The 12,356-nt window shown below is 42.4% G+C and carries 15 protein-coding genes; 10 read left to right on the top strand and 5 right to left on the bottom strand.

The window, feature by feature from the left end; translation table 11 throughout:
• Window positions 1–172 precede the first annotated feature (172 nt).
• Window positions 173–328, top strand: a complete 156-nt coding sequence (locus tag ACCB35_RS18750) for a DUF1540 domain-containing protein (protein ID WP_082051198.1) — start codon at window positions 173–175, stop codon at window positions 326–328.
• 98 nt (window positions 329–426) lie between these two features.
• On the opposite strand, the gene ACCB35_RS18745 is transcribed toward ACCB35_RS18750, so the two are convergent.
• Window positions 427–1,635, bottom strand: coding sequence for an MFS transporter (locus tag ACCB35_RS18745; protein WP_374054827.1), 1,209 nt, complete (start codon window positions 1,633–1,635; stop codon window positions 427–429).
• A gap of 291 nt (window positions 1,636–1,926) precedes the next feature.
• On the opposite strand from ACCB35_RS18745, the gene ACCB35_RS18740 reads away from it, so the two are divergent.
• Entirely contained in the window at window positions 1,927–2,925 is a 999-nt protein-coding gene (locus ACCB35_RS18740) for a nuclease-related domain-containing protein (RefSeq protein ID WP_374054826.1), read from the top strand.
• Window positions 2,926–2,951: 26 nt separating this feature from the next.
• On the opposite strand, the gene ACCB35_RS18735 is transcribed toward ACCB35_RS18740, so the two are convergent.
• Window positions 2,952–3,266: a helix-turn-helix domain-containing protein gene (locus ACCB35_RS18735; RefSeq protein WP_044338228.1), complete on the bottom strand. Its 315-nt coding sequence runs from the start codon at window positions 3,264–3,266 to the stop codon at window positions 2,952–2,954.
• A gap of 151 nt (window positions 3,267–3,417) precedes the next feature.
• Here ACCB35_RS18735 and ACCB35_RS18730 point away from each other — a divergent pair, with 151 nt between their 5' ends.
• The 3 genes from ACCB35_RS18730 (at window position 3,418) to ACCB35_RS18720 (ending at window position 5,874) form a co-directional block, all read left to right on the top strand.
• Window positions 3,418–3,837, top strand: coding sequence for a DoxX family protein (locus ACCB35_RS18730; protein WP_374054825.1), 420 nt, complete (start codon window positions 3,418–3,420; stop codon window positions 3,835–3,837).
• Complete coding sequence (locus ACCB35_RS18725; RefSeq protein WP_374054824.1) at window positions 3,824–4,672, top strand: VOC family protein; 849 nt, start codon at window positions 3,824–3,826, stop codon at window positions 4,670–4,672. The genes ACCB35_RS18730 and ACCB35_RS18725 overlap by 14 nt, the downstream gene beginning before the upstream one ends.
• Before the next feature lie 224 nt (window positions 4,673–4,896).
• Window positions 4,897–5,874: an LLM class flavin-dependent oxidoreductase gene (locus tag ACCB35_RS18720; RefSeq protein ID WP_374054823.1), complete on the top strand. Its 978-nt coding sequence runs from the start codon at window positions 4,897–4,899 to the stop codon at window positions 5,872–5,874.
• 100 nt (window positions 5,875–5,974) lie between these two features.
• Here the strand turns inward: ACCB35_RS18720 and ACCB35_RS18715 are convergent, their stop codons facing one another.
• The 3 genes from ACCB35_RS18715 to ACCB35_RS18705 form a co-directional block, all read right to left on the bottom strand.
• Complete coding sequence (locus ACCB35_RS18715; RefSeq protein WP_374054822.1) at window positions 5,975–6,241, bottom strand: spore coat protein; 267 nt, start codon at window positions 6,239–6,241, stop codon at window positions 5,975–5,977.
• A 201-nt stretch (window positions 6,242–6,442) separates the two neighbouring features.
• Complete coding sequence (locus tag ACCB35_RS18710; RefSeq protein WP_044338223.1) at window positions 6,443–6,985, bottom strand: hypothetical protein; 543 nt, start codon at window positions 6,983–6,985, stop codon at window positions 6,443–6,445.
• Window positions 6,986–7,043: 58 nt separating this feature from the next.
• Window positions 7,044–8,126, bottom strand: a complete 1,083-nt coding sequence (locus ACCB35_RS18705; protein ID WP_374054821.1) for an MBL fold metallo-hydrolase — start codon at window positions 8,124–8,126, stop codon at window positions 7,044–7,046.
• Window positions 8,127–8,288: 162 nt separating this feature from the next.
• Here ACCB35_RS18705 and ACCB35_RS18700 point away from each other — a divergent pair, with 162 nt between their 5' ends.
• From ACCB35_RS18700 to ACCB35_RS18680, 5 genes are read left to right on the top strand one after another with little or no spacing between them, the layout of a single operon-like run.
• Entirely contained in the window at window positions 8,289–8,807 is a 519-nt protein-coding gene (locus tag ACCB35_RS18700; RefSeq protein WP_374054820.1) for a DM13 domain-containing protein, read from the top strand.
• A gap of 12 nt (window positions 8,808–8,819) precedes the next feature.
• Window positions 8,820–9,521: a response regulator transcription factor gene (locus ACCB35_RS18695; RefSeq protein ID WP_374054819.1), complete on the top strand. Its 702-nt coding sequence runs from the start codon at window positions 8,820–8,822 to the stop codon at window positions 9,519–9,521.
• Window positions 9,518–10,570 (top strand): sensor histidine kinase, encoded by a 1,053-nt coding sequence (locus ACCB35_RS18690; protein WP_374054818.1) that lies wholly within the window; start codon window positions 9,518–9,520, stop codon window positions 10,568–10,570. The genes ACCB35_RS18695 and ACCB35_RS18690 overlap by 4 nt, the downstream gene beginning before the upstream one ends.
• The gene (gene msrB / locus ACCB35_RS18685; RefSeq protein WP_374054817.1) at window positions 10,567–11,709 is read left to right on the top strand and encodes a peptide-methionine (R)-S-oxide reductase MsrB; all 1,143 of its coding nucleotides are present in this window, start codon (window positions 10,567–10,569) and stop codon (window positions 11,707–11,709) included. Before ACCB35_RS18690 ends, msrB begins: the two co-directional genes overlap by 4 nt.
• A complete protein-coding gene (locus tag ACCB35_RS18680) occupies window positions 11,706–12,341 on the top strand; it encodes a Crp/Fnr family transcriptional regulator (protein ID WP_374054816.1) in 636 nt (211 codons plus the stop codon). Before msrB ends, ACCB35_RS18680 begins: the two co-directional genes overlap by 4 nt.
• The last annotated feature ends 15 nt before the right edge of the window (window positions 12,342–12,356 follow it).

Below are 12,356 nucleotides of genomic sequence, written 5' to 3'. Positions count from 1 at the left end.
AATGAGTTTTTTAGACATAAGAAAAAAAGGCGGGGGATGAAACCCCACACCTCAATTTTCTTATAAGATGAAAATATGATATTAGTGGTTAAAGTAAATGATCATAGGAAAGTGAGTATGAAGAAGACAAAAAAAGTGAATTCTAAACACTAACAGGGGAGGTGTAAATACCATGGCACAAGACGTACTATGTGAAGTAAGCAACTGCAAATACAACCGTGAAGGCAAAAAGTGCTCTGCCGACCAGATTTTCGTTGTCAGTCACAAAGGGAACAAAGCCCATAATAGCGAAGAAACAGATTGTAAAACATTCGATCCTGGTATGTAATGGAAGGGAAGGCAACCATAGGCGTGGTTGTCTTCTTTTTATATAGTATTGATAATAATTCTCATACTTATACAAAAAAGCTCACTTTTGTGAGCTTCTCATTGATTAACAGCTTGTTCCGATAAAGTGGTCGTTCTAAGCTGTCGATATCTTGAGTAGAAAAGTCCTGTCATAAAGAGGGATAAACATCCGAATAATACGGTCATGATCTGCAGTCCCACAAGATCCAATAGAAGTCCTGTCAAGAGGAGCACAACTTGGAAAATCAGTCTGTCGAGCATGTTTCTAAACGAAAAGAAACGGCCGTGAAATTCTTTTGGCACCCGCGTTTGAAAAATCGTGGCAGCCGTTGGGAAAAAGCATCCTACTGCAAAACCAAAAACAGTAAATGCCAGCACAGATAATAACGGGCTGGTCGCAAAATAAAGGAGCAGTTGCGCAATCCCGATGACGAAACTGAAAAAGAACAAGATTTTGTAGGGTGACACCTTTTCACCCATTTTCTTTACAGCAAAAGCCCCTGCCATAAAGGCGATTCCTTCGGCAGTATATATCCACCCTTTTATGGCAGAACTATCTTGCAGCTCGCTGATATTGATGACCATCAGGTTGAAACCACCAATAAACAATAATGGGATCAATGTCATCACAAGGGTCATGAATACAATGGGCAGCCCCTTAATGACGGGGAATACTTCATTGAAGCCTGCCCCTTTTGTTTTATCATCTTGCTGTTTGGATATTGACGTTTCTTCTATTGTAAGGAACCAGGTCATGACGAATAGGGCTAAATAGGCCACTAATGATAACAGGTACAACATAGATAAGGAGATAACCACCAATAGAATTCCAGCTAACGCCGTACCAAGTATTCTTGAAAGGGTGGCCACATTCATATGGACCCCATTCATTTGAAGCAATTCCTTCTCTTTCACAACCATGGGAATGGCGGCCTGAAGAGCAGGGAAATAGAAAGCGGCAGAAATTTGGATGCTAACTAAGAAAACGACCATCCACAGAACCGATCCTGTGGCAATCGCAATCAACATAAAAACAACACTTAATGCCCTTGAGAAGCCAGAGATCAGCATCACCGTCTTCTTATTCGCCTGATCCGTTATCCTGCCGGCCAAAGGTCCTACGGCCAGTCCGGCGAGAAGCCCAGAAGCTAGAATAACCGACTTCAGGAAATCAGAAGGCACCTTCTCCTGCATAAACTCCAGATTACCGATGATCCCCAGCCACAATCCAAGGCCGGCAATAAATTCACCTATCAATAATATCCACACATTTTTATTTCTCCACATATAGGTCCGTCCCTCGCAGTCAATTTATTTCGCTTCTCTAAATATACTATGGGTGGAGGGGAATGGGAATGATTTTTTTTGGTGGGGTGATCTTGATATAGAGTCTGGAAAATCTAGTTCGCCGTTAAAAATCAGATTTCGCCGTTATATTGAAAAATTCGCCGTTAAATCCAGGATTTCGCCGTTATATTAAAAATTTCGCCGATAAAATTCAAATCTTCAGACACATAGCAGGATTTTCTGTAGTTTAAAGAGAATACATGTAGTACAAAAACCGATTGGAGTGATAAAATGATCGAAAAAAAGCGAATCATACCTCGAATCATCCTAATTTTACAAGCTTTACTCCGCAGACTCCCACTCCACCATCCAAAACTGCACATGATATCCGAGGAACTTGGTAAAAGAATGGCAGGATATAAAGGAGAGAAAGCTTTAGATTACACTTTAAGCTTTTTAGACCCCAAAAAGTACAACATTCTCCACGATCTGCGACTTCCCCGCAATTCCCACAAGGATAGCTTCTTTCAAATAGACACTTTACTCATCACAAGCAAATTCATTCTCATAATTGAAGTCAAATACCTTGCAGGTACTGCGTTTTTTGACCCTAATTTCAACCAGTTAATACAAACAAAAGATGGAATTGAACAAGCTTTACCGGATCCTACGGTTCAAATCAAAAGACAGGAAAGCCAGTTTATAAACTGGTTATCGAAGCATGGATTTCCTAATATTACCATTTACTCTTGTGTAGTCATGAGTAACGATCGTACAATCATTAAAACTTCTCCAGATAACAAAACACTAAATAAGATCGTCATTCATCGCCATTCTCTATTGGAAAAGGTGAAAGGCTTGGAAGATTCTATGAGAATAGAGTCGGCTACTCCAAAAGACCTAAAAAAATTAATTCGCACATTAAAAAAACAACATGAAGAACAAAATCCCTCCATTCTAGAGAGATTTAACATTGAAGAGAAAGATCTATTAAATGGGGTGATTTGTGAAGCTTGCAATCATCGTCCTTTAGTAAGAAAACATGGTACTTGGTTTTGTCTGAAATGTAAAAGCAGAAATAATAATGCTCATATCCAAGCTCTTAAAGATTATGAGCTGTTAATCAATTCAAAGATAAATAATACAGAACTAAGAAAGTTTTTAGTAGTTGACTCACCCTATGTTGCCAAAAGACTCCTCCAATCCCTACACCTCCCCACAACAGGCATCAAAAAAGGAAAACAATACATCCTATTATTCGATGAGAGCCGACCCCGAAAACACAAATAAAAAAACCCGCCTACCTGACGAGTTTTTCATTCCTTCTCAATCCACTCCTGGGACCACTTCTCTATATCTTTCATTAAAGGTTCTAAAGAATAACCCTTCTTTGTTAATGAATATTCTATACGCACTGGTGTTTCAGGGTAGACGTCCCGTTTTACGATTCCTTCTTCTTCAAGATCCTTCAATCTCTCTGAAAGAAGTCTGCCGCTGATTCCGATTGCGTCTTTGATGGTGCAGTTGCGTTGTGGACCGGAAAGCAATTGATAAATGATGAGTGCTGTCCATCGCTGACTTAAGATGCCGATTGCTTTTTCGAATCTTGGACAAATTTCTGATTGATTCACTCTGTCAACGCCTCCTTCTTTGTAACTAGTATACCACATAACTAACATTTTAGTAATTTAATTACTTGACAGTATTAGGTTATTAAAATAATATAAGTTACATAAAGTAACTAACTTTAATATAATAACAACAAGGAAGGGAGATTACTAAATGTTACAGAATCACTTAATAGGGGCATTTATTTTAAGGGTATTTCTAGGCATCACCTTTTTCATTCACGGTTTGACTAAGTTTCAGGGAGGGATTGAAAATACGGTCGGTTTCTTTCAAAGCTTAGGACTGCCGGGATTTACAGCATATGCAGTCGCAATCATTGAGATGATCGGCGGGGTGGCGATGATCCTGGGATTTGGTACTCGGATTGTTGCAGTTCTATTTGCGTTCGTCATGGCAGGAGCAATCGTAAAAGTGAAATTAGCTGCCGGTTTCTTAGGGAATGGGCAGATGGCAGGATATGAATTGGATTTAGCACTGCTTGCGATCTCATTATATTTTGTCGTGGCTAAGGAGTCATTGTTCTCAATAGACCAGAAGTTTTCGAATTGGAGGAATAAAGATGAACTTTCATAAAGAGCCACACATATTTGTTGGGGAAGTGAATATAAAAGTCGAAAACTTAGAGCGGTCGCTCTCCTTTTACCAAGAAGTAATCGGATTTCAAGTGTTGGAGCATACCGGGAAAAGAGCGACTCTGACGGCAGATGGCATCCGCCCATTAGTATCTCTGGAGCAACCTGAAAATGTTACTCCTAAGCAGCCCGGGACGACAGGATTGTACCACTTTGCCCTGTTGTTACCGAATAGAACAGATCTCGGAAAAATATTAGAACATCTTATAAAGCTGAATATTCAACTTGGATCTTCTGATCATCTGGTCAGTGAGGCTTTGTATTTATCAGATCCCGACGGAAATGGAATCGAGATTTACAGGGACCGTCCCTCATCTGACTGGACATGGAATGGCAATCAAGTAGAGATGGCCGTTGATCCGATCGACGCACGAGGAATATTGGCTGAGGCAGATGGACAATCGTGGGATGGGCTTCCTGCCGGCACCGTTATGGGGCATATTCATCTGCATGTTTCAGATTTGAAATCAACTCAAGATTTTTATGGCAGGGGACTTGGCTTCGATGTAGTCAGTCGATTTGGAAGTCAGGCACTATTCATATCAACAGGTGGATACCATCATCACATCGGACTCAACACCTGGAACGGGGTTGGGGCTCCGAGCCCAGCTGAAAACAGTGTCGGTCTTAACTGGTTCACCTTACATTTCCCATCAGAAGAAAAGCGGGCAACCATCATCCGAAAGCTTCAATCCATGGGAGCAACCATCCAGGAACAAAACGGAAAACTCCTGACCGAAGACCCTTCACGCAACCGGATCTATTTAAGCTTGTAAGGGGAGAGGGACGGACCTCAAAATGAGGTCCGTCCCTCTTGCACATTATCACCGAAACCCTTATTCCATAGCGTTAAATCCATGCTGCAATACGAAGTTCGTCACCTGCACTCCAAGGTTCCAAGGTCCGTCCCTCAGGCAAGGTTTTTTGTTTGATGGGAAATTCGTGTGATAATGTTGGGGACATACTAAGTGATAGTCAGAATTGCAGGGGAGTGGCATGAATGAAGTTAAGTGTATTGGATCAGTCTGTGATTTCCAAGGGGGAGGATGCGCGGACGGCATTTCAACATACGGTGACCCTTGCAGAGCGAACGGAGGAGCTTGGGTATACCCGTTTTTGGGTCGCGGAGCATCATAATACGAATGGTCTTGCGGGTTCTGCTCCTCAAGTGTTGATTTCTCATATTGCATCTAAGACGAATTCGATTCGGGTCGGATCCGGAGGGGTGCTTCTTCCACAGTATAGCCCTTACAAAATTGCAGAGGACTTTAATGTATTGGAAACCCTTTTTCCGAATCGAATCGATCTTGGGATCGGCCGGTCGCCTGGTGGTTCGTATGAGACAAGGCTGGCGCTGACGGATGGATTAAAGAAGAGTATGAATGAGTTTCCCGGACAGGTAGAAGCCCTTCAAAACTATTTGCACCATTCAAATGACCAAGCAGTCAAGGCTTATCCAAAAGTGACGAGGCCACCGATTCCCTGGATATTGGGGATCACCCACAGGGGGGCACGCGTGGCTGCTGAGCAGGGGACCGCTTTCACATATGGTCACTTTATCAATCCTGTAAATGGGAAAAGAGCTCTGGACTACTATCATTCTCATTTTCAGCCTTCCCTGTCTTTATCCCAACCTGAGAGCAATGTTTGTATCTTTATCGTCTGTGCTCCAACGCAAGAGGAAGCTGAAGAAATTGCCATCACCCAGGATTTATGGCTATTAGCCGTAGAGAAGGGAAGAGACACGAGAATTCCCTCCAAGGAAGAAGCAAAAGCAAGAACGCTGACACAGTTGGAAAAAGTTAAAGTGAAAGAAAACCGAAAGCGGGCCATTATAGGGACTCCTCAAAAGGTGAGGGAGGAACTTCAAATGCTGAGTGAAATCTATCAGACTGATGAATTTATGATCATTACTAATGTAGATCAGTTTGAAGATAAAGTAAGATCATATGAGCTCATTGCGGAAACTATCCTTTAGACTGGTTAAATCTGAAGTATGTACTTCAAAATCAATGGATGAATGAAAAGAGCCAGTGTACGCGGAATACGTGCGCTGGCTCCTTTTGTGTATGAATGTATTAATAATAATAAGGGTAAGGAGGATAACCATAATAAGGTGGTGGATATCCGTATCCGTATCCATAACCATAACCGTAAGGACTTAAAAGGGCCGCACCCAGAAGTCCGCCGGCAAGTCCTCCTAAAAACGGGTTAAATCCAAACGGGCGCCTTCCAAATCCCCCGTAGCCGAAACCAGGTCTTCCAAACCCCACACGTCCGATGGGGCGGCGTATATCATGGTAATCTATAATTGTTTCATTACCGGTAAAGTGTAAATCATTCATAGCATAAACCTCCTCTCTATCTATGGTTATGGATATTCGCCCCTACACCAAATGGTATGGGCATCAACCTATAAAGAGAGATTTTAAGAAGGTAGGCCTATGTCGATTTTTACAAGTAGGATAACTGCAAATCCTTTTTAAAATAAAGAGCAGCCAACCCGGTTGCCCTACATATCGAATATCGAGGTATGTAAATCAACTTTATGAGGATGGCTCTTTCGTTTGAACTAATGCGGAAATGATCGCACCGATTGCCTGTATCCAGCTGCCCACCACATTGATATTGCCACTGTCTCTTTCATTCAATTCGAGGATTCCAGCAATGGCCTGGAGTGAGTTACCGATAATCTGAAGGAGATTACCGTATATAGAATAAAGCTCCTCCAACGTATGTTCTTCATCAAATGAATCGGCAAGTGCAGCCCCTCCCCCTAATGCCTGGAGAAGATTTCCTTTAATGTTCAGCTCTTGTTTCGTAATGTCATTAAACTTAATGAGTATACCGGCTATAACGGTTACGTTTCCAATCGCTTGAATTTCATTCCCTGCTTTCGTCAAGGTGAAATCATCTATTGCATCTGCCTCTAAAGCATTTCCGGTTGCTTGTAATTCATTTCCTACGAGATTGAACGAGTTTAAAGTCTCCTCAGGAATGCTCCTGATAGGGGTGCTGCCAATAGCGGCAATGACCGTTCCGATTGCCGCAACCCATGCTCCGAATATGGCTTTTTGTTCATTGCCCATAGTATAATCGCCTACTTTAAAGTTCTTAGATATTGTATACAACTAGGCGATGGTTGGTTCATTCCCACCATTTAGAAGAGGGGTAGTAATCACCTTCTACTGGAAATGTTTCTCCGATTCTCGGGGTGACAACATGGACCCCTTGTTCTGCCCCGCATTCCGTCACTCGTTTGATGGGATCTGTCCATTCATGAAAAGATAACGTGAAAGCACCCCAATGTATGGGCAACAGCCGTTTTCCTTTCACATCCATATGTGCTTGTACGGTCTCTTCCGGGCTCATATGTATCGGTGCCCATCTGGGATCGTATTGACCACATTCCATCAGGCACAAGTCGAATGGGCCATATATAAGGCCAATCTCTTTAAAATGAGGACCATATCCACTATCTCCGCTGAAAAAGATTCTGGAAGAGTTCCCAATGATACACCATGAACACCACAAGGTAGCATTACGATCATGTAAGCTTCTCCCTGAAAAATGTCTTGCCGGGGTACAAGCCAGAGTAAGACCATCCCATTCAACCTCATCCCACCAATCAAGCTCTTTTATGTGATCAGAATGGACTCCCCATCTCTCCAGGTGACTCCCCACTCCAATGGGAACAAAAAACTGCTTCACTTTGTCCCGAAGCTTTAGAATGGTGCCATAATCGAGATGATCGTAATGATCATGGGAAAATATCACAGCATCGATGGAAGGCAGTTTATCTGTTTCAAAAGGCAGTTCTGTGCTATACCGTTTTCCACCGATCCAAGGAAACGGGGATGGAGCACGACCAAACATGGGATCAAGAAGGAGTCTTTTTCCACCAATCTCAACCATTGAAGCTGAATGGCCAAACCAACTTATTTTTGTAATGGAATGAGGATGGTCAAAGGAAGGAAATCTGACCATTGGAATATCGCGATCAGGTTTACGGTTGGAATTTTTTTTCATAAGATCCCGGATCATCGTAAGAGACGTGAAAAAGCTGGTATCCATAGAGGTTGGGATTGAATTGTTAAATGAGCCTTTTGAATGCTGAGGGGATGATTGAACGCGTTCAAGGGAAGGCTTCTTGCCAAACGCGGGGTAGAATCTGAGAATCAGGAAGGTAATCAAGAGTATAGCGATCAGCAAAAATATAAATAGTAGCATGCATTTTGCTCCTTTTCATTCGATATCTTTACTATCTCAGATTAACTTGTGACTGTCCAAAATGAAGTCGGTATAACATTTAAGAATTAATTAAGATTTCCGTTAAGAATCCGTAAGGTTTGTTTATTAAACTATCGTTAATCATAGTGAGGGGATGATCAAATGATAAGATGGATGATTGGAATAGCTATAGCAGGAGCTTTGGGAGTGGGGTGGTGGCTGATCTCTCCGTTGTTTTTGGATAAGGTCGTGAACGAATCGGCTGTTTCATCGTCTTCCGGATCCATTATGAAAGACCAAGGAGAGAATAGTATGAAAGAAACCGATTCATCTTCGCCAGACGAAATGACAAACGATACAATGGAAATAAATGAGTTAGTCGGGACCTTTCAGGGAGCAGATGAAAATCACGAAGCAAAAGGAAAAGTGAGTATATCAGAAAAAAATATCCGATTGGAAAATTTTGAAGTGACCAATGGACCGGATCTTTACGTTTACTTAGTAGAAGAAGGTCAGAAAACCAAAGAAGGGATTTCACTGGGTAAATTAAAGGGGAACATCGGCAATCAAAATTATGAAATACCAGGAGATCATTCTGCATCATCAGGAATGGACATTGTCATCTGGTGTAAACAATTTAATGTGGATTTCGGTCGTGCTGAATTAGGTAAGGCGATGTAAAGGAGAGTAAACATGGCAAACAAAGTGCTGTTAGTAGATGATGAAGAAAATATTGTGGATGTATGCGCTCGGTACCTCATGAGGGAGGGGTATGAAGTGAGCACTGCCTCTAACGGAAAAGAGGCAATCCAACTGTACAATACGTTCCAACCGGACATCGTGATACTGGATATTATGATGCCTGAAATGGATGGGTGGCAGGCAGCTGAAACGATAAGGGAAGACAGTGATACCCCCATCATCATGCTGACAGCTCTAGGGCAGGAGAAGGATCGGATTTATGGGCTGACGATAGGTGCGGATGATTATGTCACCAAACCTTTCAGTCCCCGGGAATTATTGCTTCGCGTCAAAAACGTTTTAAGAAGGACCTATTCCACTCCAAAACGGGAAGCAGAGAGGGAAGTACTTAAGTGGAAAGACTTACACATCGATCGGGATAAGCGAAAAGTAGTCGTGGCAGGAAAAGAAATTGACATGACCGTGAAAGAATTCGATCTATTAACTCTGTTAGCAGGGCATCCTTCACAGGTGTTCTCCAAATCCCAGCTGCTCGAAACATTATGGGGATATGAATATTTGGGTGATGCCAATACGATCAATGTTCATATTCGCAGGTTAAGAGAAAAAATAGAGGTCGATCCTTCTGAGCCTCAATGGATAAAAACCGTGTGGGGAATAGGCTATAAGTTTGAGGGGGTAGAATCGTCATGAAAATTAGGACCCTCCTTATTTTAGCCAACACGATTTCACTCATCGTCATCTTGGTATTTCTCACAATATCGTATGTTCAGATGTTTCTCTCACCCAATATCATCCTCCTGCTTTCCCTTATTACGCTCGGGGCGGGGATCCTATCCTTTGCCGTGAATTTGATGATCACATCCCCTTTATTGAAGTCTGTCAAGCAGATGAGCAAAGAGGCAGAGCGAATGGCCAAGGGTGACTTTGATGTGAAGGTGACAGAAGCCGGACCGCAGGAAATTAAAGAGCTCGCTGCTAACTTCAACCATATGTCCACTAGAATAGAAGCGATGTTCGATGAGTTAAGGGAATCAGAGAAGTTCAAGAGTGAACTGATCGCCAATGTTTCCCACGATCTCAGAACACCTTTATCATCGATTCATTCCTTTGTTGCCGCTTTAAACGATAACATCATTGAAGAGCCGGAAACACGGAGGAGATATTACGAGACCATTTTGTCAGAAACAGAAAAACTGAGTCAATTGATTGAAGAGGTATTGGAATTTTCACAGTTGGAGAATAGAAAACTTGCGTGGAATCCACAGCTTACACCTATCGATAAACTCTTGATTGAAACCATCCAGCAATTCGAGAGAGTTTTACAAGATAAGCATGTTGAAGTGAAGGTGGAATACGATGACCACCTGCCTCTTGTTTCTTTAATGCCTGTTCAAATAAAAAGGGTGATGACCAACTTAATACAAAATGCCTTATCCTTTTCGCCTAACCAAACAACGCTTGATATCAGGGCAGTGAAAGATGGGGGGATGATGAGGTTTTCGGTTGCAGACGAAGGGAAGGGGATTCCCCTTGAAGAACAGGCATCGATCTTTCAGCGTTTTTATCGGGTGGAGAAGTCACGAAATAAAGCAAGTGGAGGGTCTGGATTAGGACTTTCCATCTGCAAAGAGATTGTTGACCTTCATGGTGGAGAAATCGGAGTCGAGAGTGATGGTAAGTCGGGCAGTACCTTTTGGTTCAGATTACCTTTAGAGATGAGTAAGGAGGAGAGACGATGAAAAAAGTGATGATTGGGATCGGCGCGGTACTCTTATTGAGTCTGGCGGCTTTTTTCGGGCCTAAATTGTATGCAAGCATGACCCAGAAGTCATTGGGAAGTGAGCCGGTAAAGGTAGATATGGTAGATGATGAACATGCGGTTGCGACCTTTGCAGGAGGATGCTTCTGGTGTATGGAACCCCCTTTTGAAAAATTGGATGGCGTGTATTCCGTCATTTCCGGATACACAGGCGGTGAGGAGGAAAATCCAACTTACGATGAAGTATCCACGAAACAAACGGGGCATGTGGAAGCCGTTCAAATTGAATACAACCCTAAGGTGATTACGTATGAGCAGTTGTTAAAGGTTTTCTGGAGACAAATCGATCCTACCGATAATGGTGGTCAATTCGTGGACCGGGGTCCACAATACGTGAGTGGTATCTTCTATCATAATGAAGAACAGAAGGATATAGCACAACGATCAAAGCAGGAATTAGCAGACTCTGGTCGCTTTGAAGAAGAAATCGTCACAGAAATCCAACCTGCTAAGACATTTTACAAAGCGGAAGAATATCACCAGGATTATTATAAGAAAAATGAATTAAGCTATAAGTTTTACCGAAACAACTCAGGAAGGGATGACTTCCTTGAGGAAGCTTGGGGAGAAGACCGGAACATCAAGCTGGATACGAAGCCCCTTTATCCTTCCTACACAGATGAAGAATTAAAAGATAGACTTACAGATATCCAATATAAAGTGACTCAGGAAGACGGGACCGAGAAAGCATTTGATAATGAATATTGGGACAACAAAGAAGAAGGGATTTATGTGGATATCGTTTCAGGAGAGCCTCTATTCAGCTCAAAAGATAAATATAAAAGCGGAACCGGCTGGCCCAGCTTCACTCGTCCCCTAGTTAAGGAGAACATTGTTGAAGTCGAAGATCGCACACTATTCATGGTGCGGACGGAAGTTAGGAGTAAACACGCCGATTCCCACCTGGGTCATGTGTTCGATGATGGTCCGGAACCAACAGGTTTAAGATATTGCATGAATTCAGCTGCCCTTCGGTTTGTCCCGAAAGATGAGTTAGAAGAACAAGGCTACGGGAAGTTCGTTTCTCATTTCGAAAAAAAGGAGGGGGAGTCATCTTGAATGCAGCAAGCTCATTACGATCTGCTTCATCCACCAGTGATCTTCCCGGAAAGCTCGTAAACTACTCAAATAAAGAAGTTATCTTTCAACCTTTTTCACTTAGTAAAAACCTGTACATGATTCAATCAGGGAAAATAAAGCTATATAAGAACAGTGAAGATGGACGCAAAATCATTCTCACCATGCTGGGTGAGGGAGATTTCTTCAGTAACATAGCGCATTTAAGCTTAGACGATGAGGGGGTTTATGCAGAAGCGATCGATGAATCGATCTTATGGATCATTTCTCTTAAACAACTGGATAGCTTAAGTGTAACGCAACCTGTTTTCCTTGCAGAGCTCTACTACACCTTCTGTCAACATATGAAACAACGAAACATGTTCCTCGAACGCATCATGTACGCACCGGTTAAAGAACGAATTCTTTATTTCATGTCATTTCTTGTGAAAAAATTTGGAGAAAAACATGGGAGATTCATAAAAATAACGGTCCCCCTTACCCACCAGGACATCGCAAGCTTCATTGGCTCTACAAGAGAAACGGTCACCAGCCTCACAAAAGAACTGATATCAGAAGGACACCTCCAAAAAAAAGATAAGCACTATCTTATGATGGGAGGGACGGACCTATGAAGGTCCGTCCCTCAT

The sequence above is a fragment of the Rossellomorea sp. FM04394 genome (assembly GCF_041889765.1).
Taxonomy (GTDB): Bacteria; Bacillota; Bacilli; order Bacillales; family Bacillaceae_B; genus Rossellomorea; species Rossellomorea aquimaris_B.
The sequence above is the reverse complement of the archived record's forward strand: the minus strand, read 5'-3'. Positions and strand labels throughout refer to the sequence as shown.

Excerpts from the sequence above, each read along its gene's own strand:
- ACCB35_RS18715 (WP_374054822.1), bottom strand. The coding sequence starts at position 6,241 with ATGAATGATTTACACTTTACCGGTAATGAAACAATTATAGATTACCAT.
- ACCB35_RS18700 (WP_374054820.1), top strand. The coding sequence starts at position 8,289 with ATGATAAGATGGATGATTGGAATAGCTATAGCAGGAGCTTTGGGAGTG.
- ACCB35_RS18750 (WP_082051198.1), top strand. The coding sequence starts at position 173 with ATGGCACAAGACGTACTATGTGAAGTAAGCAACTGCAAATACAACCGT.
- ACCB35_RS18740 (WP_374054826.1), top strand. The coding sequence starts at position 1,927 with ATGATCGAAAAAAAGCGAATCATACCTCGAATCATCCTAATTTTACAA.
- ACCB35_RS18690 (WP_374054818.1), top strand. The coding sequence starts at position 9,518 with ATGAAAATTAGGACCCTCCTTATTTTAGCCAACACGATTTCACTCATC.
- ACCB35_RS18695 (WP_374054819.1), top strand. The coding sequence starts at position 8,820 with ATGGCAAACAAAGTGCTGTTAGTAGATGATGAAGAAAATATTGTGGAT.
- ACCB35_RS18720 (WP_374054823.1), top strand. The coding sequence starts at position 4,897 with ATGAAGTTAAGTGTATTGGATCAGTCTGTGATTTCCAAGGGGGAGGAT.
- ACCB35_RS18710 (WP_044338223.1), bottom strand. The coding sequence starts at position 6,985 with ATGGGCAATGAACAAAAAGCCATATTCGGAGCATGGGTTGCGGCAATC.
- msrB (WP_374054817.1), top strand. The coding sequence starts at position 10,567 with ATGAAAAAAGTGATGATTGGGATCGGCGCGGTACTCTTATTGAGTCTG.
- ACCB35_RS18705 (WP_374054821.1), bottom strand. The coding sequence starts at position 8,126 with ATGCTACTATTTATATTTTTGCTGATCGCTATACTCTTGATTACCTTC.
- ACCB35_RS18730 (WP_374054825.1), top strand. The coding sequence starts at position 3,418 with ATGTTACAGAATCACTTAATAGGGGCATTTATTTTAAGGGTATTTCTA.
- ACCB35_RS18725 (WP_374054824.1), top strand. The coding sequence starts at position 3,824 with ATGAACTTTCATAAAGAGCCACACATATTTGTTGGGGAAGTGAATATA.
- ACCB35_RS18745 (WP_374054827.1), bottom strand. The coding sequence starts at position 1,635 with ATGTGGAGAAATAAAAATGTGTGGATATTATTGATAGGTGAATTTATT.